Origin of the sequence: Roseburia sp. 831b, assembly GCF_001940165.2 — a bacterium.
Taxonomy (GTDB): Bacteria; Bacillota; Clostridia; order Lachnospirales; family Lachnospiraceae; genus Roseburia.
In genome coordinates, this window is the sequence record NZ_CP135162.1 from 38,819 (window position 1) to 61,473 (window position 22,655).

A 22,655-nucleotide genomic window follows, 5' to 3' on the forward strand; every position below is an offset into this window, starting at 1 on the left:
ATAGATGGAGTGAGAAGAATGAATTGGAAGAAATTGATAGCTCTGATAGCAATTGGATGCTGTTTTTTGACAGGTTGCGGAATGATGGAATTCCCGGAAGTAGATACGGCACGTGTAGAAAAGCCGATTAATCCAGAACGTGTTCTGGAAAACAAGGATGGTCAGGAGATTTCAAGTGCCACGTCAAACGACGAGGAAGAATCGGAGTCCATGAATCAGGGAAAGTCAACAGAGACATCATCAACAGAAGGCAAAGATTCGACAGTTGCATCATCAGTAAATAGTGAAAAGTCCCAGGAGAAGCTAAAGTTTGCAATAGGAAACTGGGATTGCCTATATGGTTCCTGGATTGATTTGAATGAGAATCAGTATACTTTTGAGCAGGATGGAACATACACCTATTTACCATATCAGGCATCCGAAACAGAAACCGGAACCTATACGGTTGAGACGGAAGGTGAGAAAGACTATCTTGTCATGCTATCCGATGCCGGTGAGAAAAAGAAGTACGAGCTAAGTATGGTGCGGGCAGGAATCGGATTATATAGCACAGAAGAAGGAAAAGAAACAGAACTGGCAGCTTATTTGCTTTCAAATAGCGGGGAGTAGTTGATACAAGAAATTTAATTCCTATTGACATAGTATGAATACTAGAATATAATACGTCTTGTGAAAATGGAAACCAGCATATAGTGTTTTAGATGCTAGAAATGAATGATAAAGATGTAGTAATGGGATTACGATATAGGAAGGAATGGATTTTAAATGAAAGTATCAACAAAAGGAAGATATGCATTACGTTTAATGTTAGATCTTGCAATCAATAATTCAGGAGAACCTATCAGCTTAAAGGATATCGCAAGACGTCAGGGTATTTCTGACAAATATCTAGAGCAGATAATTTCTGTTTTAAATAAAGCAAATTATGTAAAAAGTATTCGTGGAGCACAAGGCGGTTACATTCTTCGTATGAAACCGGAAGAATACACAGTTGGCATGATTCTTCGCCTGACAGAAGGAAGTCTTGCGCCGGTTGCTTGTGTGGAGGATGAAGAGAACACCTGCGATCGTGTACACGATTGCGCCACAATTATGGTATGGCAGAAGATGAATGATGCAATCAATGAAGTTGTAGACAGTATCACGCTTGCAGACCTTGTAGATTTTGAAATGCAAAAAGCAGGTCAGTATGTGATTTAAAAGTGTCATGGGGCTTTTTGGAGGTAGTTTCAGTAAAATCGAAAAGTGCATTACAATTGAAAAAGAATGCAGCAATTGAAAAAAATGTCACAACTGAAAAAGAATGTTACAACCAAAAAAGGGGCGCCACAACTAGAAAAAGTTGTGTGGCGCCCTTTTTCCCGTATTTTATGCTGGAAAAACAGGTGAAATGGGCGTAGAACGCAAGAGGAGCGCTTTGACGCCCCGCCTATGTGGTGATGTCGGGGCGTATAGGAGAAAAAGAGTTCAGCTACAGCCAAAAGGCAACTTTTTTATTGGAAAATAAATCGAAAATGGGCGTAGAAAGTAAAAGACAACTTTCTTCGCCCATTTTGTTTTGAAATCAAAGAAAAGCCAACAAAATCTATTTTGCCAGAAATTCCTGAACGAGTTTATCAACAGTTTCAATGCTAAGGGGATTGGCTTTGGTTTCGTAGGTGGTAATAAGTTGAATGGAAGGAATAATGCCACAGGAGGCGTAGAGGGATAATTTTTGAAATGCATTTTGGGAGTACTCCGTAACGTCCATAAGTCCAAAATGTTCCCAATAGTAAGTGTCTCCGGTGACAGGATGACGAATTGTGAAATCAGGATATAAAATTACAGATTTTAGGTGTAATGCACATTCATAGCGGAAAGGAATCTGATATTTGGAAAGAATAGTAGAGATAAGTGCCTCAGACTTGGAGCGGACATAGTTGCCGGAAATTGTCTTTTGGTTAAGCTGTTCGGGATGAAGTCGATTATGTTCAAAAGGTGAGGCTGCCCATTCTGCAAGTTCTTTGGATAGTGGCTGCAAATGAGGAAGAAGAAGTTCCCGATATGCGTTATGTTCCAAAAGACTCTGGTCGGTGTGGCGAACATGAGACAGATAGTAATTCAAATAAAGTTCAAGTGCTTTTTGTTCCTCTAATAAATCTTCCAGTTGTAAAGACAGGTATTTCTTCTGAGCCAACTCTTCTGCGAGAGGGCGTTGTGATTTTGGAAGATAGGAAGAAGTGTGACCGTCGCTTTGGTACCATTTGAAACGTGTCCCATTTTTGGTACAGTATAAATTTTTCTCAGGGAAACGACGAAGCTGATTCTGAAGAGATTGTATTTTCTCCTTCAGGTTGGCAAGTTCTAATCTAGCGTGTTCATAACTCATAAAAGCCTCCATTTCGAATGTTGTCTTTGCACAACGTAGGGTTGGGTTCAGACAAAAAGTAAAGGATATGTTAGAGAAAAAGGTAAGAAATACAAGATAAAAATAGAAGGTGCAAGATAAAAAACAGAAAGTACAAGACGAAAAACAAGAAGTGCAAGGTAAAAGTATGGCATACGGGATAAAAGCAAAAAGCACAAGATAAAAGGTAAGAAGTACAAAGCAGAAAGCACAGGGAGTATAAATATCAAAAACAACCAGAAAAATTAGAACATTTCAGAAAAAATAGAAATCAGAAATCTATTTTTAATGTAACAAAAGCAAGTCAAATTGTAAAGCAGGAAAATCGCAGAAACTATAAAAAATGCGCTTGCAAGGGAGATGGCATTCCCCCACATTAAGGAAATATTAAAACAAATCCGCCGCCCAGTTTGCTATAATAGAAATAGTTTGATAATCAAAGCAAATGTAGGAGGAGAAAGAAATGTTAATGGTTTCGCACGTGACCAAAAAGTATCGCAAGGTAATGGCAAATAAAGATATTAATTTTTCGATACCGGATGGCCAGATTGGAATTTTACTTGGACAAAACGGTGCTGGAAAAAGTACCATCATCAAATGCATTGTGGGCTTTTTAAAATATGAAGGAATGGTTCAGGTGAATGGACTAAACAACAAATCCATTGAGGCAAAAAGAATTATGGGATACGTTCCAGAGATTCCGTCACTCTACCCGAACCTGACCGTAGAGGAACACTTAGAGTTTATTGCAAGGGCTTATAAGCTAAAGGATTACAAGAAATACAAAGAAGAATTGTTAGAGCGGTTTGAACTTGCGGATAAAAGAAAAAAATTCGGAGACGAGCTTTCCAAAGGGATGCAGCAGAAGTTAAGTATTTGTTGTGGACTGCTTCCAAAACCTTCGCTTGTGCTGTTTGATGAGCCGATGATTGGGTTAGACCCGCATGCGATAAAAGAACTGAAAAAAGTTTTTGTAGAACTAAAGGAACAAGGCGCAACGGTTCTTGTGAGTACACATATGATTGACAGTGTGGAGGAGTTATGGGATACCACCTACATTATGAAAAAAGGTGAAATTGCCGCTATTGTAAAAAAAGAAGACATGGCACACACAGAGAAAAAACTGGAAGACATTTTCTTTAGCGTCACCGAAGGTGACGCTGACACTGAAGGTGACGCTGACACTGAAAGTGACGCTGTCATCGAAGGTAACACTGAAAAGGAAGAGGTGTAACAAATGAAATTTGTAGGATATTATGCGTTTCACACCTTTGTGAATTCCATCAAAAAAATGTTCAAAAGCACCTTTTTGATTGTGATAGCAGCCATTTTGGCAATTGGAATCATATTCGGCGTCAGCATGGGACTTTTAACATCCAGTCTGGAAGAGAATGAGGAGATATCGCAGGAGCTTAGTCAGGAGGACAATCAAGAGGAGCAGCAGGAAAATGCACAAGATCTCCAGCAGACGGAAGGAACCACGATGGATGAGATGTTTACGCAGGCGTTTTGGAACAAGTGCATTGAGGCGGGAGCAGAAGTCCTTTTCCTGGGATTTTTGCTGTGGGGAATGTATGCCGGAGCGAAAAAAGGTTCCGACATCTTTTTGATGGCAGACGTGAATCTGTTGTTTACGGCGCCACTAAAGGCGCAGACGGTCTTAATGTTCCGTCTGACCTTTCAGATGGTGGCGGCATTGCTCGGCTCTATCTACCTTGTTTTCCAGGTTCCGAATCTGATTGAGAATGCAGGGTTAAGTGCGTATGCCGTGCTTGCAATTTTTCTGGCGTGGATTTTTTTGGTTCTGTTTCAAAAACTGCTTTCCGTGCTTACTTACACGGTCACTGCAACCTATGAAAAATTAAAACCATATGTGCTGCCATTTATTCTGGCGGTTGCCGGTATTATTTTATTGGTGACGGGAGCGATTTACCTTTCATCTGGAAGAAGTGTGGAACGGACGCTGGACATTTTGTATACGTCCAAGTGGTCTAGAATGATACCAATGATTGGCTGGTATAAGGGAATGATTGTGACCGCCGTGGAAGGAAAAATGACGGCATCCCTTTTGTATCTGCTGCTTTTGCTGGCCGGAATGGGAATTATGATTGTTTTGATCTGGAGAATCAAAGCAGATTTTTATGAGGATGCCATGGCGGGAGCACAGACAAGAGAAGACCTGATGAATGCCGCAAAAGAAGGAAGAAATGCTACTGCGAAAAAGCGCACCAAGGAAAGAAAAACAACGGGAGAGCTGTCGGGTGTTGGTGCAAGCGTATTTTTCACCAAAGAAATGTATAATCGCAAACGCTTTGCAAAGGGCGGATTTTTGACGAATACCATGTTAACGTATATCGCAATCTGTGTTTTTGTGCCGGTTTTTTGTATAAAAGCGTTGGAAATCAGAAGTTTCCTGCCGGCAGGCTTTCTCTTGGCAGGTTTTGTGTTCTTTCGTACCTACGGCAATCCAATCGCGATGGAAACAGCAAGAAACTGGCTTTTCCTGGTGCCGGATAACCCTTATAAAAAGGTGTTTTTTGCGATGGCTGCAGGAAGCTGTTCCTGCGCGCTGGATTTGCTGCCGGCGCTTGTGATTGGAAATCTCATCAGCAAAGACAGTGTGGCAAACACCGCTCTTTGGATGCTCTGCATTGTCACGATGGACTTTATGCTCTCGGCGGTCGGGGTGCTTTTAGAGGTGTTGATTCCGACATCTGCGCTTGACACGGTAAAAAGCATGATTCAGATGGTACTAAAGTTCTTCATGATTATGGTGGAAATTGTTTTATTTGTAGTTGGAGCAACCGGCTTTGGATTCGTGGGTGGACTGTTGGTTGCAACGCTTGGAAACAGCGTGATTGGTGCCATTATCTTCCTGATTTACCCATCTTTTTTACATGAAGGTGCCGCTTAAGGCGTAAAACAGAGTCTGCCTGTTTTTTCTTTGGAAAATCAGTTGAAAAATTCTTCAAAACCTAGTACAATCAACTTGGTAAAATTATACAAAAAAATAATTTCTGAAAAAACATTTATTGTCGAAAATTTACGAAAAAATGTACAGGGAAGAAGAAGGGGGATTTACAGATGAAAGGGAACAAGGCAGAGACACGACAGAAGAAGGTGGCTTGGGGAAAAGAAAAACAGGCGAAGAAAAAGCGCCAGAGGGTAGCAACAGGTACACCAAAATCCACGAATCGTACGACCAAAACAGGATTTTTCAGTATCCGTAATAAACTGCTGCTAGCATTTTTAGTGCCGATTATCTTCATGATTATCATCGGATACACTGCATATCAGAAGGCGGCAGACGGTATGAGCAGTAAATTTAAAGAATCGACGCTGCAGACGATTTGTATGGCAACCGAGTATCTGGATATGAGTGATAACTTTATTGAGGCAGAAGGTATCAAGTACGCATTTGACAGTAACATCGGTCAGTATGCGATGGGATTGTTTGACAAGGATGCCACGAAGAAGTCCAATATCATCAATACGACAAAATCAAGTATTTCGGCGTCACAGACGTCCAATGCATTTATCAGCAATATTCATATTATAACCAAGAGCGGTGCCCACACGATTTCAACCAAGAGTGGAGCAGGACTGACAGGATTTTATGATGATTACATAGGAGAACTTTCTTCAAACGGAACAACGCTAGACAGCAAATGGACAGATAAACATCAAGTATTAGATGAACAGACAGGACTGACAGAGGATGATTATTTTATTGCATTCCAGCTCGTCAACAGCTCTAAGACGGCAGTGGTTGTCATTGATATCAAAGAGGATGCGCTGAGTGATTTTATCAGTACGCTTGATATGGGAAAAGGCAGTATCGTAGGACTGGTCACACCAAATGGCAAGGAGATTGTCTGCAAACGTACTGCAAAAGGTGTGGAGACCGTAAAGGAAGAAACACAGATATTCTACGGACAGGATTTCTTCCAAAACGCAGTGTCGGATGAAAATTTAAGTGGCGCGAAACAGGTTACTTACAATGGAAAACCATACCTGTTTTTCTATAGTAAGAGTGAAGTAGATGGCATGACAGTCTGCTCATTGGTTCCGATGACCACCGTTACAGGACAGGCAAGCGATATTGGTACAATTGCGGTCGCACTCGTGATTTTAGCATCCGTAATCGTTTCCGTGATTGGAATTAAGATTGCATTACAGATTCAAAAGAATATGAACCGCATTTCCAATAAATTAGGTGAGGTGGCACAGGGTAACCTTACCGTAGCGGTAGAAGTAAAAGGAAAAGATGAGTTCCGGGGACTTGCAGATTCCGCAACCAACATGATACAGAATAATAAGAATCTCGTACAAAAAGTCAATGCAGCAACAAAACAGCTTGAGGTTTCTGCGGACGAGGTAAAAGAGGTATCATCTGTTATTCAGGAGTACTCCACAGATATCACCAAGGCAATCAACGAAATTAATGATGGCATGGAAAAACAGTCTGTACATGCACAGGAATGTGTGGAGAGAACGGACAGCTTATCGACAGAGATGCAGGAAGTAAGTCGTGTGGTCGATCATGTAGAGCAGCTCGTGCACGAGACAGAAGAAATGATTACACAGGGAATGGATATTGTACATAATCTGGGTGAGCGCGCGAAGGCAACCACCGAGATGACCGGAAAAGTAGGAAGTAGTATTCAGGCACTCCGGGAAGAAACGGAGATTATCAATGGATTTGTCGGCATCATTACGGACATTTCCGAGCAGACCAATCTCTTGTCCTTAAATGCATCGATTGAGGCTGCGCGTGCCGGTGAAGCAGGAAAAGGATTTGCGGTCGTTGCAGAAGAGATTCGAAAGCTTGCGGATGATTCTGCAAAGGCAGCAGGCGAGATTCGTGCAAATGTGACCAATATCACGTCCCAGACGGTAAACAGTGTGGAATGTGCGAGCCAGGCAGAATCCATGGTTCAGTTACAGACCAAAGCCGTTGAGGATGTCATCCAGGTATTCCATGAAATGAATCAGCGCATGGATACGCTGGTAGATGGATTAAAAGAGATTGTACAAAGTGTCGATAAAGCAGACCAGGAGCGTACGGATGCACTTGAGGCAGTGCGTAATATCTCCGCAATCATCGAGGAGACAGCAAGCAGTGCAGAGGTGGTACACGATACAGCGGTACGTTTGCAGCAGAATGTCGACAACCTGAATCAGACAGCAGATTCTCTTGGTGAGAACATGGATGGATTAAAGGGAGAAATCTCCGTATTTAAAACAGAATAAGGCGCATAAAAAGTCGAATTCAGGCGTAACAGAAAAGAGTGCTGTTACGCCTGTTTTATAGAGTATGTTCTTGATAAAAAACATTTAATTCCTATCTTGACAATAGGAAATAATGCGTTATAATACTCTTATCCTATCAAGTAACTAGGAAATAAAACAAAAGCCAAAGCATTTATCCGGTTTTCTGGGAATCTGGAGAACCTGGAAAGACGAAAATATAAGAAAACTTCTATGCGCAGGCAAAAGCATAGAAAAAGGAAGGTACAAGATATGAATAAAGTGATTTACTTTGATAACGCAGCTACAACGCAGGTTTATCCAGAAGTATTTGAGGAGATGAAACCATATTTTACAGAATACTACGGAAATCCATCCAGTATTTATTCTTTTGCAGGGGAATCCAAAAAGGCAGTTGACCATGCAAGAAAAAGTGTGGCAGATTTAATCAATGCGAAAACAGATGATATCTACTTTACCGGCGGCGGAAGTGAGTCTGACAACTGGGCATTGAAAGCAACCGCTGAGGCATATGCTTCCAAGGGAAAACACATCATCACAAGTACCATTGAGCATCATGCAGTTTTACACACTTGTGCATACTTAGAGAAAAAGGGATTTGAAATCACTTACGTTGGCGTAGATGAGAACGGTGTAATCAAATTAGACGAATTAAAGGCTGCCATCCGTCCGGATACCATTTTGATTTCCGTCATGGCTGCAAACAATGAAATCGGTACAATTGAGCCAATCGCAGAAATTGGTAAAATTGCGCATGAACATGGAATTCTTTTCCATACCGATGCGGTACAGGCATTTGGCCATATTCCGATTGATGTAGAGACTATGAACATCGATATGCTTAGCGCAAGCGGCCATAAAATCAACGGACCAAAAGGAATTGGTGTGATGTACATCCGTAAAGGTGTCAAGATTCTTTCCTTTATCCATGGTGGGGCACAGGAGAGAAAACGTCGTGCAGGAACACACAACGTACCTGGTATCGTAGGAATTGGAAAAGCAGCAGAACTTGCAAAGAATAATATGGAACAGAGAAGCGAATATGAGACAAAGCTTCGTGATTACTTTATCAGCAGAATCGAGAACGAGATTCCATACGCAAAATTAAATGGTGACCGTGTGAAACGTCTGCCAAACAACATTAACTTTTCCTTTGAATTTATCGAAGGAGAGTCCATGCTCATTCTGTTAGACCAGAAAGGAATCTGTGCATCCAGTGGTTCCGCTTGTACATCAGGCTCCTTAGACCCATCCCATGTTTTACTTGCGATTGGTCTTCCACATGAGAAAGCACACGGCTCTCTTCGTCTGACAATCTCTGAGAAGAACACAAAAGAAGAGGTTGACTTTACCGTTGATGAATTAAAGAAAATCATCGAGCGTTTAAGAGGAATGTCTCCGCTCTATGAAGATTTCTTAAAACATCAGAAATAAACTACAATTGTAATTAGATAACATTTATTTTGAAAAAGGAAAATTTCACTTTATCAGAATAAAGGATGACAATTTCGAAACGAAAGGATAAAATTATGTATAGCGAAAAAGTAATGGATCATTTTAATAACCCAAGAAACGTAGGCGAGATGGAGAACCCAAGTGGTGTGGGAACTGTCGGAAACGCAAAATGCGGAGATATCATGAGAATGTATCTGGATATCGACGACAACGGAATTATCCAGGAAGCAAAATTTAAGACCTTTGGCTGCGGTGCAGCAGTTGCAACCAGCAGTATGGCGACAGAGCTTGTAAAAGGAAAAACAATCCAGGAAGCACTTGAAGTTACCAACAAAGCGGTTATGGAAGCATTAGACGGACTTCCACCAGTGAAAGTACACTGTTCCCTTTTGGCAGAGGAAGCAATCCACGCAGCACTTTGGGATTACGCAGAAAGAAACCACATTAAGATTGAAGGATTGGAAAAACCAGTCAACGATATCAGTGAAAAAGAAGAAGAGGAAGAATATTAAACCTGATTTGATTGCAGGGGAAAAAGAAGGAGAAGAAAGCGATGTCTAATATTTTTAAAGGAACACTTGGCTTAATTGGAAATACGCCATTAGTAGAAGTGACTAACATTGAGAGAAAATATCAGTTAGAGGCAACGGTTGTTGCAAAATTAGAGTATTTTAACCCGGCGGGAAGCGTCAAAGACCGTGCAGCTTACTACATGATTAAAGATGCAGAGGAAAAAGGTCTTTTAAAACCAGGTTCTGTTATCATCGAGCCAACATCCGGTAATACCGGAATCGGTCTTGCATCCATTGCAGCAGCAAAAGGATACCGTGTCATTTTGACAATGCCGGAGACCATGAGTGTGGAACGTCGTAATATTTTAAAAGCTTACGGTGCAGAGATTGTCTTGACAGAGGGAGCAAAAGGAATGAAGGGTGCCATTGCCAAGGCAGAAGAACTTGCAAAAGAGACACCAGACAGCTTCATCCCATCCCAGTTCTCCAACCAGGCAAATGCACAGGCACATCGTGAGACAACAGGACCGGAAATCTGGAACGATACCGATGGCAAAGTAGACATCTTTGTCGCTGGTGTTGGTACCGGCGGAACCGTAACCGGTGTTGGTGAATATTTAAAATCCAAGAATCCGGATATTAAGATTGTTGCAGTAGAACCTGAGACATCCCCTGTTTTATCCAAAGGTGTCAGTGGTGGACATAAGATTCAGGGAATCGGTGCAGGATTTGTTCCAGAAGTTTTAAATACCAAGATTTACGATGAAGTTTTCCCGGTTTCCAATGAAGCTGCATTCCAGATTGGAAAAGAAATTGCAAAGAGCGAAGGAATTCTGGTAGGAATCTCATCCGGTGCTGCATTATATGCTGCAATCGAGCTTGCAAAACGTCCAACCAACAAAGGAAAGACCATTGTTGCATTATTGCCAGACAGCGGAGATCGTTATTACTCCACAGCTTTGTTTACCGAATAAGAAAAAGAAACCGAAAAAGTTTACAATCTGTTTGCTTTTTTTCTTCAGGCAAGTGTGGTAAAATGAAAGAACCGTAGAAGGAGACTAAAATATGAGCGAAAAAGAGCAGCAGAACGAGCCGGCATGGAAAGAAGTCCTAAGTTGGATTCTGACCTTCGCAATTGCGATTGTAGCGGCTTTATTGATAAAGAATTATGTGATTATTAACGCAAGCGTTCCGACAGGTTCCATGGAGAATACCATTATGACAGGTGACCGTCTGATTGGAAACCGTCTTGCATATCTGAAAAGTGACCCACAGCGTGGAGATATTATTATTTTTAAATACCCGGATAACGAAGATGAAATCTATGTAAAACGTGTCATCGGGCTTCCGGGAGAGACGGTGTCGATTCAGGATGGAAAAGTTTACATCGACGGCTCTGAATATCCATTGATTGAGGATTACCTGAAGGAGGAGTGGGTTGTCGCAACCGGTCCTTATACGTTTGAGGTACCGCAGGGCTGTTATTTTGTGATGGGAGATAACAGGAATGATTCCTGGGATGCAAGATACTGGACAAATAAGTATGTCTCAGAAGACAAAATTCTTGGAAAGGCAGTACTTCGCTACTGGCCATTCAATAAAATAGGAAAATTAAATTAAAATCAGAAAGGCAGCCCGAAAAGGCTGCTTTTTGTAAAGAAGGGTATGGTGATGGAAATGGTTGGGTTATTGGCAAAGATTTTTATTAAGGAGGATACGAAGAAGCCGGCGGAGGTCAGGCAGGCGTATGGAATGCTTTGCGGCATAGTTGGCATTCTTTTAAATGTGTGCCTGTTCCTGGGGAAATTTTTGGCAGGGACACTCAGCAAATCGATTGCGATTACGGCAGATGCGTTTAACAACCTGTCCGATGCAGGTTCTTCCTTTATCACATTATTGGGATTTAAGCTGGCCGGGGCAAAGCCAGACCAGGGGCATCCATTCGGTCATGGAAGAATGGAATATATGTCCGGCCTTGCAGTGGCGGCGGCAATCTTAATCATGGCATTTGAGCTGATTAAGGATTCCTTTGGGAAGATTCTTCATCCGCAGGAGACCGAGTTTTCGGTTTTGATTGTTGTGATTTTACTTGTGGCGATTCTGGTAAAGCTTTATATGGGATTTTACAATAGCAGAATCGGAAAGAAAATTGATTCTGCGGCGATGAAAGCAACAGCGCTTGACAGTCTGAGCGATACGGCTGCGACAACGGTAGTCCTTGTGGCGACGCTGGTGGGTCATTTTACGAACTTAAAGATAGATGGCTACTGTGGTGTAGCTGTTGGATGCTTTATCTTCTATGCGGGCATTAACGCGGCGAGAGACACCATCAATCCACTGCTTGGTCAGCCACCGGAACCGGAATTTGTCAAAGAGATTGAAGATATTGTAATGTCACATTCCAAAGTGTGTGGAATTCATGATTTGATTGTGCATGATTATGGTCCAGGAAGACAGATGATCAGCCTTCACGCAGAGGTTGGTGCAGAGGGCGATATCTTAGAGACGCATGATGAGATTGATTTGATTGAAATGGAATTAAAGCACAAGCTAGGATGTGAAGCAACGATACATATGGACCCGATTGTTACCAAGGATGAACACGTAAAAGAATTAAAGAGTCAGGTAACAGCGATTGTCAAAGAGATAGAGGAGCATTTAAGCATCCACGATTTTCGAATGGTACAGGGACCAAGCCATACAAACCTCATTTTTGATGTTGTGGTTCCTTATGATGTGAAATTAGAAGATGATGAGCTGCTTGACAATATCCAGCAAAAGATTCAGGAGAAGATAGGAAAAAATTATTACTCGGTTGTTCAGATTGACCATTACTATTTATAATAGAGGAATCGCAGAGTGTGATATCAGAAAGTGACAGCGATATCATAAGATAAGAAAAAGCCAGGCATAAAATTCTATGTCATTTCGATAAGGATGACATTGAATTTTATGCCTGGCAATTTTTTATCTTATTGTGCAGCGTTTTCATTTGATGAGGTTGTAGAACCTGTTGTTGCACCGGAAAGAGAGGTTTCATCGGAACCGTCTTCCAAAGTTGTGTTTTCATCTGAAGTACCATCGGTGCTTTCGGAACCGGTAGATGGATTTAAGACATCGTCCGAAGTCTGATTATCCGTTGTACCGTCCGGGTTGGTTAAAAGCACACCGTTCTGTGCCGGATCTAATTCCGTTTCGCTGTCCTCCGTGTCGTGAATGACTGCCGGATCAACGTAAGTATATTCATTCGAAGAACGGAAGATGGCACCCTGTGCACCTACAATGTTTACCATGATGGTATCGCCGTCTGTTACCTTGTTCAGATTAACAGTCAGCATACCGGTTGAAATAAAGTTCGTCGGTACTTTTTCGCCATTTACAAAGACTTTACTGTATTTTGTAAAGTTGTTACCATATACCGTTAAGGTATTGTTGGTAGTGTTCTTATGAAGTGCTTTAATACTGATATCTTTGATACCCATCTGCAATTCTGTTGCAGGATATAAATCTTTTCCACCGTATGCGTAACGATTTCCATATAACAAATCGTACTGAAGCATTTCAAGTCCCCTCTGGTAGGAAACAGGATCGGCAGAGGACTGTGTCTGATGATATTTAAACATGGTTCCTTCGTGGATACCAAGCTGGTCGGTTGTATGAGCTAAAAGCTGATAAGCATAAAGGTCAGCGTCCTGTTTTTCAAGACCGAAGTTATTCCAGGTAACATATTTTGTCTTGTAGATGTCACCGGATTTCATATCGGAATCTTCCAATCCCATCGTAGGAAGGTGATCACCGAAGAATACGATGATGGTATCTTCACCACGGTTGTTTACGGCGGTAATCAGCTGATTCATAAAGTCATCAACATTGTGAATCATGTTAACATAATATTCCCACTGGTTGTTGCTTTCCTCTGTGGCAGCACCTGTGACACGGATAGCCGGGTTTTCCAAAATCTTTTCCTTTGGATAATCACCATGACCTTCTACGGTAATGGTGTAAACAAAATCGGACTGGTCAACAGTAGAATCCATCGCATCTACGGTTGCACCAACTAAAACGTCATCTGTGGACCAGTTCCCGTTTGGTGTAAGTTCTGTGATGTTTAATAATTCTTTACTGGTAAAAGTATTGAATCCCATCATAGAAAAGGCATTGTTTCTGCTATAAAAAGTAGCGGTATTGTTATGTGTTACGTGTGTAGCGTAACCGATTTTGGTTAAGTCAGATGCGATGCTTTCGCAATCGGTCTGTTTTAAAATTGTTTTATAAGGATATTCACCGGTTCCAAAGTACTGTACGCTCATTCCGGTTAAAACCTCAAACTCGGTATTGGCTGTTCCGGCACCAACGACAGGAACGGTTAAGTATCCGGTTGAGAAATTATCTTCCAGGTAATGGAAAGTAGGAATCGGATCTTCGGAAGTCTCTAAGAATTTTACTTCGCTAGGGTCTACGAAGGATTCCAGTAAAACAGTGATAATATTTGGCTGGTGGTCGCCAGTTGTAGTTGTTGCAGATTCGGAATTTACGGTGTCCTCAATTTTTGCAACATTTTCTTCGGTGTAATTATCCGGTTTATCCATACCACGTCCTACGACACTGCTGGAGAATCCATAGATAAATCCATAATCGGAAAATCCCTGTGCAATGTTTGAGAAGTAAGATGCCAGGATGTTAGAATTTTGTGCAGCCTGTGTGGTAACAGGAAGACCAATCATCAATAACAGTGCGATACAGATTGGAGACACAATGTTGTGTTTCTTTCCCTGATATTTTGGTCCACGGAAAAATAAGAAAACACAGAATGCAACAAATGCGCCGACAACTGCAACAACAGCGGTTGCTTCCTCTGCTGTAAAATAATTGGTGTTCTGCATTGCAAATAAATCAGAAATACATTTTAAATCGGTATAAGTAAATGGTGTAACACGGTTTGATAAAATAACACCATTTACGGTTCCAAGGAAAATCCAGAACCCACTGATTAAAAGACGAAGCAATGCTCTTCTGCGGACTAAGTAAACAAGTGTCAGTGATGCAAAAATAATAAATGCATTATATAAGTAAGCTAATGTGTGTCCGCCAACAAAGGAACATGCCGAGATAAAGCTCCTTCTTGAAATTACCTCAATCATAAAGGTTAAGAAACAGGACAGCAGGAAATGAAATACCAAAGAGTATTTATTTAAAAATGCAATCCTTTTATAATATTTTTCTGTATGTGGTTTCTTCTTTGGTAATTTTGCAATTACGCGAAGAACGACTTGCTTTGCTTTTTGGAACTTCTCATTGTCTGCAATCTTTCGACCAAGTCCAAAAGCTTTTTGAACAATTTTGCTCTGTTGTAAACGATGTTTCAGTTTCATGATAATCCTCCTTGTTTTGCGAAGCAAAATGCGACCCTGCGAGAGCAGAGGATTTTCCTCCTTGTTTTTCCTATATCTATCAACATATGTTTCTACCAGTTTTTTGTAAAAAAATAGTAAAAACAAGGTAAAATGTCTATTACGCGACACTAAAAGAATATACCGCTAAGAGCCTAAAAAATCAACGGTAAACATACATAAAAAAGTCTTAAGATTTATTTAATTTCTAGCAATTATGAATAAATTATGTACAAAATGTGTACAAACATAAGGGGATAAATGGAAAGCTATCTGAGTTTCTACCTATTATATAGGTGTATGACATATGTTGTATATCATATGTCATACAAAAAAAGAAGTGCGCTAAGAATTTTATTTTATAAATTTTTTGATGGCCTCGTTCAAATCACGAATCACCTGTTCGTCGCCGGTTTCGATGGCGTCAACGACACAATGATTGATGTGATCTTCCAAAATGACTTTTCCAATATTGTTGATGGCAGAACGTACGGCTGCAATCTGGATGAGCACTTCGCTGCAGTCTCTTCCCTCCTCCACCATTTTCTTGACGGCCTCCATGTGGCCGATGGCACGGTTCATACGGTTTAAGACAGCCTTGGTATTTTCATGGTGGTGTGGATGTCCCGCCTCGTGAGTATGGGAATGCTCCTCATGGGAGTGGTAGTGTACACCGTCGTGAGTATGCTTACCAGTATGAGAATGTACCTCTTTTTGAGTATGTTCATCAGTATGATGATGTGTTTTATCCTTGGGATGCTCATCAGTGTGATGATGTGCTTGAATCTTTGTTTCGCTCATATATGAAATACCTTCCTGAAAAGATTTTATCGTAATGTTAAAGTATTGGAATGAATTATAGTGTAGCATATTTGAAAAAAAATAGCTAGTTCATAAGGATAAGGAATCTTTGTAGACAGAATGATTTTCGGATGCTATAATGAGCCAAAGAGAATAAAGTTGCACCAAAGAGGGTATATTCATAAGGATATACCCTTTTTAACCGTAGCAGTCTAAGTTATCAAGAAATAAGCTATCTTTTGGCAATAAAAAAGAGAAGAGGATACCAATGAATTTATTAGATATTATCGGCCCAATTATGGTTGGACCGTCAAGTTCACATACAGCGGGAGCCGTAAAAATCGGAAGAGTCTGCGGAAAATTGCTTGCAGAAGAAATTGCAGAGGCAAAGATTTTTTTTCATGGTTCATTTGAGGCGACAGGAAAAGGACATGGAACGGACAAGGCATTGATTGCCGGACTTCTTGGAATGCAGGTGGATGACTCGAGAATTCCGAAGAGTTTTGAACTTGCAAAAGAAAAAGGAATGAAGTTTGAGATTGAAGGAATCGACCTTGGGGACGTGCATCCGAATTCCGTAAAAGTAATTCTTACCGGAAAAAGTGGCAGAACTTTGGAAATTATCGCAGCGTCCGTCGGTGGAGGACAGATTCAGATTTGCCAGATTGACGGACTTACGGCAAATTTCAGTGGAGATTATCCGACACTTATCGTACACAATGCAGATCAGCCGGGACATGTGACAGAAGTGACAGCACTTCTGGCAAAAGAGTCGGTTAATATTGCCACGATGCAGTTATATCGTGCAAGCCGTGGCGGGAATGCGGTTATGGTCATTGAGTGTGATCAGGAAGTGCCTGCGCATGTAATTTCACATCTGGAACATTCCAAAGGAATTATGAAAGTAACCTATTTAAGCCTTTTAGACGAGAAAAAATCGGAAGAATAAAAGTTGGAGGATAAGATTCATGTATAAATCGCTGGAAGAAATCTGCCAGGAAGAAGAAAAGACAGGAAAACCATTCTGGAAAATCGTGCAGGAGGATGACTGCAAAGAGCAAGGCATCACAGAAGAGGAATCTTTTGCACAGATGACGACGATGTACCGCGCCATGAAGGAAGCGGACGAGTCGTATGATCCAGAACTAAAATCTGCAAGTGGTCTTGTCGGCACAGAGGGTGCCAAAATGAAAAAAGCCAGGGAAGAAGGCAAGATTCTCTGTGGTGATTTTATTGGAAAAGTGATGGAAAAGGCGCTAAAGACCGGAGAATCCAACGCTTGTATGAAGCGTATTGTGGCAGCTCCGACAGCAGGTGCCTGTGGTGTGGTTCCGGCAGTGCTTCTTTGTTTACAGGAAGAAAAAGGATTTACAGAAGAGCAGATGGTAGAAGCCTTATACGTGTCAGCCGGAGTCGGTGGAGTGATTGCAAGCAGAGCATTTATTGCCGGTGCAGCCGGTGGATGCCAGGCGGAGATTGGGTCTGCATCATCGATGGCAGCCGGTGCGGTCGCATATCTGATGGGAGGGAATGGTAGAGCAATTTCCAACGCGGCAGCGTTAGCCATGAAAAATCTGTTAGGACTTGCCTGCGACCCGGTTGCCGGACTCGTTGAAGTCCCTTGTGTGAAACGAAATGTCATGGGAGCGGTAAATGCACTCACATCAGCGGATTTGACAAGCGCCGGAATTATCAGTAAGATTCCGCCGGATGAAGTGATTGATGCGATGCGTGCGATTGGACGAAGCATGCACGAAGATATCCGTGAAACCGGAAAAGGTGGACTTGCCGGAACACCGACCGGAGTAGAAATCCGTGAGAAGATGTCCCATCTTTAAGAACTAAGAGAAAAATATGGTGTTATGGTTATAGTATCAAAAAAAGAACATTCCCTGTTGCACAGAAAGAAATTTCTTGCCAAACAAGGAGTGTTCTTTTTTATGTGAGAAAGATAAACTCTATCTAATGATGTAAACTAAAAATTATTTGTTGCTTCTTCTCCAGATGTGCATCTTGTCAGCTTCTTTGATTAATTCGTCACGGAAATCTGGATGTGCGATAGAAATCAAAGCTTCTGCCTTCTGCCAGGAAGAAAGTCCTTTTACATTTACCATACCGTATTCAGTTACAACAAAGTGTGTGTTTGCACGGGTATCGGTTACGATAGAACCTTCTGCTAAGGTTGGACGGATACGGGAGTGCATAACGCCCTGTTTATCTGTAAAAGTAGAAGAACAGCAGATAAAGCTCTTACCACCGTTAGAAAGGTAAGCACCGAGTACGAAGTCTAACTGTCCGCCTGCACCACTGATCTGTTTGATACCTGAGGATTCCGAACTAATCTGTCCAAAGAGGTCAATGTCGACACAGTTGTTGATGGAGATAAAGTTATCCAATGCAGAAATCTGGCGAATGTCGTTTGTGTAGCTGACCGGAGCACTCATAAGCTCTGGGTTCTCATCGAGGTAATCATACATTTTCTTGGTTCCGGCACCGAAACCATATACCTGACGATAACGGTCGATGTTCTTCTTGGAACCGTTGATTTTTCCTGCTCTTGCAATATCAACGAAAGCATCTACATACATTTCGGTATGAACACCAAGGTCTTTTAAATCAGATTCTGCAATCAAAGAACCAACGGCATTTGGCATTCCACCGATACCAAGCTGTAAACAGGCACCGTTTGGAATCTGGTCTACGATAAGTTGTGCAACTTTTTTATCAACATCTGTTGCAGCTCCGCCGCCACCAAGTTCTCCGATTGGAGGATTGGATCCTTCTACGATATAAGTAACATCTGAGATATGTACGCCAGTCTCAGTACCACCAAGACAACGAGGCATATTTTCATTTACTTCTACGATAATGTGTTTTGCAGTCTCGCACATAGCACCAAGATGGGAAGCGTTTGGTCCAAAGTTAAAGTAACCATGTTTGTCCATTGGGGCAACCTGGAACATTGCAACGTCATCCGGTGTGCTGGACTCTCTATAATAACGAGGCAGCTCTGAGTAACGGATTGGAGAATAGAACGCACATCCACGGTTGATTAATTTACGCTCGATTCCAGACATATGCCAGGAATTCCAGGTAAAGTGTTCACCAGCATCTTCACGTTCAAATACAGCCAATGGTTTTAACAGGATACCACCACGAAGGTTAATATCTTTTAATTCATCGGTACGTTTTGCAAGCGCACGATCCAAGGCATCTGGTGTTCCATTACACCAACCATAATCAACCCAGTCACCGGATTTGATTATTTTCACTGCTTCGTCTGCAGATACAAGTTTCTGTTTGTATTCAGTTGAAAAATCCATCACAAATACCTCCTGATTGTTTGAATTGTGAATTTGTTAAAAATTTATCATACTTTATATCCTATCACTTTATTGTCGATTTTACAACCCAATCCATAAAAATTGTCTCGTCTTTGTACAATTTGTCATTTATGTGATAAGCTAATTGTATAAGATCATTTATGTGGAGAAATGCTTCTACTGAATTCTACGAAAATCAGGAGGAAAATATGTTTGAGGTTACATTGATTACAGATGAATATGAGGAAGGCAAAAAGATTCGCACAAGGACAGCAGTCCGCAGTATCCTTTCTTATCAGGGAAAACTGGTGATGGTTGAGACAAACTGCGGAGATTATAAATTTCCGGGCGGAGGTGTAGAACCGGGAGAGACCGAGTTAGAGGCACTAAGACGTGAAATCCAGGAAGAAACCGGATATATCGATGTTGAGATTAAAGAATTGGCGGGAACCGCCTTTGAACAAAATATTGACCCGGATGAACCAGATACCTTTTTTCAGATGAAATCAATTTATTATAACTGCAAGTTATTAAGTGAAAAGAGAGCACCCGGGGTATTGGATGATTACGAGGAAAAATTAGGCTTTCATCCATGCTTTATTACCGCAGAGGAATGTTATCAAAGAAATCATGCCCTGGTAGAAAAGGGGTTTGCAAGCCCAAAAGAGATTCCGTGGTTAGAGCGGGAAACAAATGTGTTACATAAAATACGGAAGAACTTTTAACGTTCTTCCGCAAAATGTGACACCGTGAGGCACCCTGGAATCTAAAGTTAGGATTCATTTACCAGTTTTCCCGTCATCCGGTCGATTGTCATGGCAAAGACATTGACCCGGTCTAAAGATTTTGCGATTTCTTCCTCGATGGCTTCTTCGGTTGGAAAAAATTTTCTTGCTAACATCTGGCAGGTTTCTAATATTTTGTCAGAATCTGTAACAGTCTCAAGCCTTCCAAGGCAGACCACACTTTTTATATTCAGCGCCCAGTCGCCCTCCTTGATAAAACCATCGTCCATCACAGTAAAGCAGACCTTAGGGTTACCAGCCATCAAATCCAGCTTTAGTCCCTGTTTTGCTCCATGAAAATATAATTTTCCATCTGTTTCATTATAATATTGATTTAACGGAATTGCGTAAGGATACCCATTTTCTCCGTGAAATGCCATAATCCCGCGAGGGGCAGTTTTCAGCACCTCAACGCATTCTTCCGGGGTGATTTCCTGCTTGAACCGTCTCATTTTTCTAAAATCATTCATGTCTTTTGCTCCTATCATTCGATACATTTGCTCGCAGCCAGAACAATGTTTAAAGTTCTTCCGGCATCGTCCAGTTTTTCGCCTGTTCTTCATACTGGCTGGCAAGCTGTTCGTATTCCTCCACCTGAATCTGCGTCAGCGCGTCATCCGTGGACTGTCTAAGAAAAGCTGCAATCGCAGTGTAACAGTCATGTAAGCGGTAAAGTGGCGTATCGCCGCCACAGTGGATATTCAAAATGCTTTCCGTCTCAAAAGCAGCATTGTAGAACCACATAATCGCTTCCTCAAAATCTTCACAGGAAAAGAAGTATTCGCCCAGTTCACAACAGATTTCCGCACATGGAGTGGTCAGCATATCCTTTAAGCAAAGTTTGAAAAATTCATTGACCTGTCCTTCGATTCGATAACATCTTGCCAGGACACAGGAAGCTTCTTTTAAAAGGTCATCCTTATTAGAGGTAAAAAGGGTGTGCGCAAAGATTTCTTTTGCGTCAAGAAAATCCTCATCCGAGCCAGTCAAAAGAAGTTCCTTTGCATACATGCGGTGAACCTTGTCGGACAACATACCATTTTTAGCAAATGCATTTTGGAAAATCGAAAAATCGCGCTTGTTGTGGAGCGCAAGCGGCATATGGAAAATCTCAATGTCGCTGTCATAAACCACAGGTTCAAGCTGCACCGTCTCGTGGATTGGGTCAATCCAGGTGAAGGTGCGCAAACGTTTGAACAGTTTTGGACGGTATTCTTTTTTTGCATTTAACACTGTATTAAAATCCTGCGTTGTAATATATTTCATCTGTACAATATCGATTTCCGGGAGCAGGGACTGCTTCATCTGGAAAAAGCGTTCCCGGTTTACATCATCTAAGACTTCGTCGGCGTCCGGCGCATAGATGTAATCCATGGTTGCCTTGGAAAAAGAAAAGTTCCTCGCAGATGCAAAGTCATCATTCCACGGGAAATCGTAAACGTTTTCGGTATATTTTTTCGCAATCTCTTTGGTCTCGTCGGTAGAGCCGGTGTCAACGATGATAATCTCGTCCATCAAATCGGCGATGGAGTCTAAGCATCTTGCCAGCACCTTAGCCTCATTTTTTACAATCATACATAAACTAATCCGAATCATAGTATTCCCCAAGCCTTTCTTGTCATTCCCTTTTTATATCGACATTTGTCGTTGAAAAGTCAACCGTGCCGTGTGGAAAAGATTCGTGTATTTTCGTAGTCATGTGGAAAAAATTATGCTACAATGTGTTGAAAACTTTTGTTGGTGCAACAGGAATTTTAAATTATAATTTTACAGGAAAAAGAAAGACGGAACTAAAATGAAAGAAACAAAAGAAGTATGGATGCAAAAGACCGTTGTGGTCTGGCTTGGCGCATTGTTATGCTGCGCGCTTTGGGGAAGTGCGTTCCCTTGTATTAAAATTGGTTACCAGCTTTTTGAGATAGGAGCAAAAGATGTTGCAACGCAGATTTTATTTGCAGGTGCGAGATTTTTTCTGGCGGGCGTTCTCGCGATTTTGTTTGGAAGTGTGTTAAACAAAAAGCCGCTTCTTCCAAGAAAAGGAGCGATTGGCAGAATCGTGTGGCTTAGTTTTTTACAGACGGTGCTGCAATATCTGTTTTTTTACATTGGACTTGCCCACACGTCAGGAGTAAAGGCTTCGATTATCGAGGGAGTCAATGTGTTTATCGCAATTTTAGTGGCAAGCCTGATTTTTCATCAGGAGAAACTGACTGCAAGAAAAATGATTGGCTGTGTGATTGGATTCGCGGGCGTTGTCCTGGTAAATGTTAACGGAAGCGGGATGGACGCAGGAATTAGCTTTTTCGGGGAAGGATTTATTTTTTTATCCACGGTGGCGTACGCATTTTCCTCCGTATTTTTGAAACGTTACTCGAAGGAAGATAACCCGGTCATGTTAAGCGGGTATCAGTTTGTGACTGGTGGAATTATCATGATGCTTTGCGGATTTGGCATGGGCGGAACACTGACACACGTTACTCCGGCGGGAATTGCGATGCTTTTGTATCTTGCGCTGGTGTCGGCGGTGGCTTATTCGCTCTGGGGCGTTCTGCTAAAATACAATCCAATCTCAAAAGTGGCAGTGTTTGGCTTTATGAACCCGGTGTTCGGCGTGATTTTATCCGCAATTTTACTAAACGAGGCTGGAACTATTGGCGCAATGTGCCTGGTTGCCCTCGTGCTGGTATGTGTTGGAATATATATTGTAAATAAAGGTGAAAGAAGGAAATAGA

General features: G+C 41.6%; 20 protein-coding genes. 14 read left to right on the forward strand and 6 right to left on the reverse strand.

Going from position 1 to position 22,655, the window contains the following annotated elements:
* The first annotated feature begins 18 nt into the window (after window positions 1–18).
* Together BIV16_RS00165 and BIV16_RS00170 are read left to right on the forward strand one after the other, a co-directional pair.
* Window positions 19–609: a hypothetical protein gene (locus BIV16_RS00165; RefSeq protein WP_075679960.1), complete on the forward strand. Its 591-nt coding sequence runs from the start codon at window positions 19–21 to the stop codon at window positions 607–609.
* A 156-nt stretch (window positions 610–765) separates the two neighbouring features.
* Window positions 766–1,200 (forward strand): RrF2 family transcriptional regulator, encoded by a 435-nt coding sequence (locus BIV16_RS00170; RefSeq protein ID WP_075679959.1) that lies wholly within the window; start codon window positions 766–768, stop codon window positions 1,198–1,200.
* 385 nt (window positions 1,201–1,585) lie between these two features.
* Here BIV16_RS00170 and BIV16_RS00175 read toward each other — a convergent pair whose 3' ends face one another.
* Window positions 1,586–2,368 (reverse strand): hypothetical protein, encoded by a 783-nt coding sequence (locus tag BIV16_RS00175; protein WP_075679957.1) that lies wholly within the window; start codon window positions 2,366–2,368, stop codon window positions 1,586–1,588.
* A gap of 481 nt (window positions 2,369–2,849) precedes the next feature.
* Between BIV16_RS00175 and BIV16_RS00180 the strand changes: the two genes are divergently transcribed.
* The 8 genes from BIV16_RS00180 (at window position 2,850) to BIV16_RS00215 (ending at window position 12,468) form a co-directional block, all read left to right on the forward strand.
* Window positions 2,850–3,620 (forward strand): ABC transporter ATP-binding protein, encoded by a 771-nt coding sequence (locus BIV16_RS00180; protein ID WP_075679956.1) that lies wholly within the window; start codon window positions 2,850–2,852, stop codon window positions 3,618–3,620.
* 3 nt (window positions 3,621–3,623) lie between these two features.
* The gene (locus BIV16_RS00185; RefSeq protein WP_075679955.1) at window positions 3,624–5,300 is read left to right on the forward strand and encodes a putative ABC exporter domain-containing protein; all 1,677 of its coding nucleotides are present in this window, start codon (window positions 3,624–3,626) and stop codon (window positions 5,298–5,300) included.
* Window positions 5,301–5,470: 170 nt separating this feature from the next.
* On the forward strand, window positions 5,471–7,639 hold the full coding sequence (locus BIV16_RS00190; RefSeq protein ID WP_075679954.1) for a methyl-accepting chemotaxis protein: 2,169 nt from the start codon (window positions 5,471–5,473) through the stop codon (window positions 7,637–7,639).
* A gap of 270 nt (window positions 7,640–7,909) precedes the next feature.
* Entirely contained in the window at window positions 7,910–9,091 is a 1,182-nt protein-coding gene (gene nifS / locus BIV16_RS00195) for a cysteine desulfurase NifS (protein WP_075679953.1), read from the forward strand.
* A 95-nt stretch (window positions 9,092–9,186) separates the two neighbouring features.
* Window positions 9,187–9,624, forward strand: a complete 438-nt coding sequence (gene nifU / locus BIV16_RS00200; RefSeq protein WP_075680266.1) for a Fe-S cluster assembly scaffold protein NifU — start codon at window positions 9,187–9,189, stop codon at window positions 9,622–9,624.
* A gap of 41 nt (window positions 9,625–9,665) precedes the next feature.
* Window positions 9,666–10,598 carry a cysteine synthase A gene (cysK, locus tag BIV16_RS00205; RefSeq protein WP_075679952.1) on the forward strand — a complete coding sequence of 311 codons (933 nt, stop codon included), beginning with the start codon at window positions 9,666–9,668 and terminating at the stop codon, window positions 10,596–10,598.
* A gap of 91 nt (window positions 10,599–10,689) precedes the next feature.
* Entirely contained in the window at window positions 10,690–11,244 is a 555-nt protein-coding gene (gene lepB / locus BIV16_RS00210; protein ID WP_075679951.1) for a signal peptidase I, read from the forward strand.
* 57 nt (window positions 11,245–11,301) lie between these two features.
* Window positions 11,302–12,468, forward strand: a complete 1,167-nt coding sequence (locus tag BIV16_RS00215; RefSeq protein WP_075680265.1) for a cation diffusion facilitator family transporter — start codon at window positions 11,302–11,304, stop codon at window positions 12,466–12,468.
* A gap of 128 nt (window positions 12,469–12,596) precedes the next feature.
* On the opposite strand, the gene BIV16_RS00220 is transcribed toward BIV16_RS00215, so the two are convergent.
* Together BIV16_RS00220 and BIV16_RS00225 are read right to left on the reverse strand one after the other, a co-directional pair.
* Complete coding sequence (locus BIV16_RS00220) at window positions 12,597–14,996, reverse strand: LTA synthase family protein (RefSeq protein ID WP_075679950.1); 2,400 nt, start codon at window positions 14,994–14,996, stop codon at window positions 12,597–12,599.
* A gap of 372 nt (window positions 14,997–15,368) precedes the next feature.
* Window positions 15,369–15,815, reverse strand: a complete 447-nt coding sequence (locus BIV16_RS00225) for a metal-sensing transcriptional repressor (protein ID WP_075679949.1) — start codon at window positions 15,813–15,815, stop codon at window positions 15,369–15,371.
* Between the two features lie 268 nt (window positions 15,816–16,083).
* On the opposite strand from BIV16_RS00225, the gene sdaAB reads away from it, so the two are divergent.
* The gene (gene sdaAB / locus BIV16_RS00230) at window positions 16,084–16,764 is read left to right on the forward strand and encodes an L-serine ammonia-lyase, iron-sulfur-dependent subunit beta (RefSeq protein WP_075679948.1); all 681 of its coding nucleotides are present in this window, start codon (window positions 16,084–16,086) and stop codon (window positions 16,762–16,764) included.
* Between the two features lie 19 nt (window positions 16,765–16,783).
* The gene (gene sdaAA / locus BIV16_RS00235; protein ID WP_075679947.1) at window positions 16,784–17,653 is read left to right on the forward strand and encodes an L-serine ammonia-lyase, iron-sulfur-dependent, subunit alpha; all 870 of its coding nucleotides are present in this window, start codon (window positions 16,784–16,786) and stop codon (window positions 17,651–17,653) included.
* 144 nt (window positions 17,654–17,797) lie between these two features.
* Here sdaAA and BIV16_RS00240 read toward each other — a convergent pair whose 3' ends face one another.
* Window positions 17,798–19,138, reverse strand: a complete 1,341-nt coding sequence (locus BIV16_RS00240) for a butyryl-CoA:acetate CoA-transferase (protein ID WP_075679946.1) — start codon at window positions 19,136–19,138, stop codon at window positions 17,798–17,800.
* Window positions 19,139–19,347: 209 nt separating this feature from the next.
* Here BIV16_RS00240 and BIV16_RS00245 point away from each other — a divergent pair, with 209 nt between their 5' ends.
* Window positions 19,348–19,863 carry an NUDIX hydrolase gene (locus tag BIV16_RS00245; protein WP_075679945.1) on the forward strand — a complete coding sequence of 172 codons (516 nt, stop codon included), beginning with the start codon at window positions 19,348–19,350 and terminating at the stop codon, window positions 19,861–19,863.
* A gap of 47 nt (window positions 19,864–19,910) precedes the next feature.
* Here BIV16_RS00245 and BIV16_RS00250 read toward each other — a convergent pair whose 3' ends face one another.
* Together BIV16_RS00250 and BIV16_RS00255 are read right to left on the reverse strand one after the other, a co-directional pair.
* A complete protein-coding gene (locus BIV16_RS00250; RefSeq protein WP_075679944.1) occupies window positions 19,911–20,393 on the reverse strand; it encodes a pyridoxamine 5'-phosphate oxidase family protein in 483 nt (160 codons plus the stop codon).
* A 49-nt stretch (window positions 20,394–20,442) separates the two neighbouring features.
* Window positions 20,443–21,519 (reverse strand): glycosyltransferase family 2 protein, encoded by a 1,077-nt coding sequence (locus BIV16_RS00255; RefSeq protein WP_075679943.1) that lies wholly within the window; start codon window positions 21,517–21,519, stop codon window positions 20,443–20,445.
* 199 nt (window positions 21,520–21,718) lie between these two features.
* Here BIV16_RS00255 and BIV16_RS00260 point away from each other — a divergent pair, with 199 nt between their 5' ends.
* On the forward strand, window positions 21,719–22,654 hold the full coding sequence (locus BIV16_RS00260; RefSeq protein WP_075679942.1) for a DMT family transporter: 936 nt from the start codon (window positions 21,719–21,721) through the stop codon (window positions 22,652–22,654).
* Window position 22,655 lies beyond the last annotated feature (1 nt).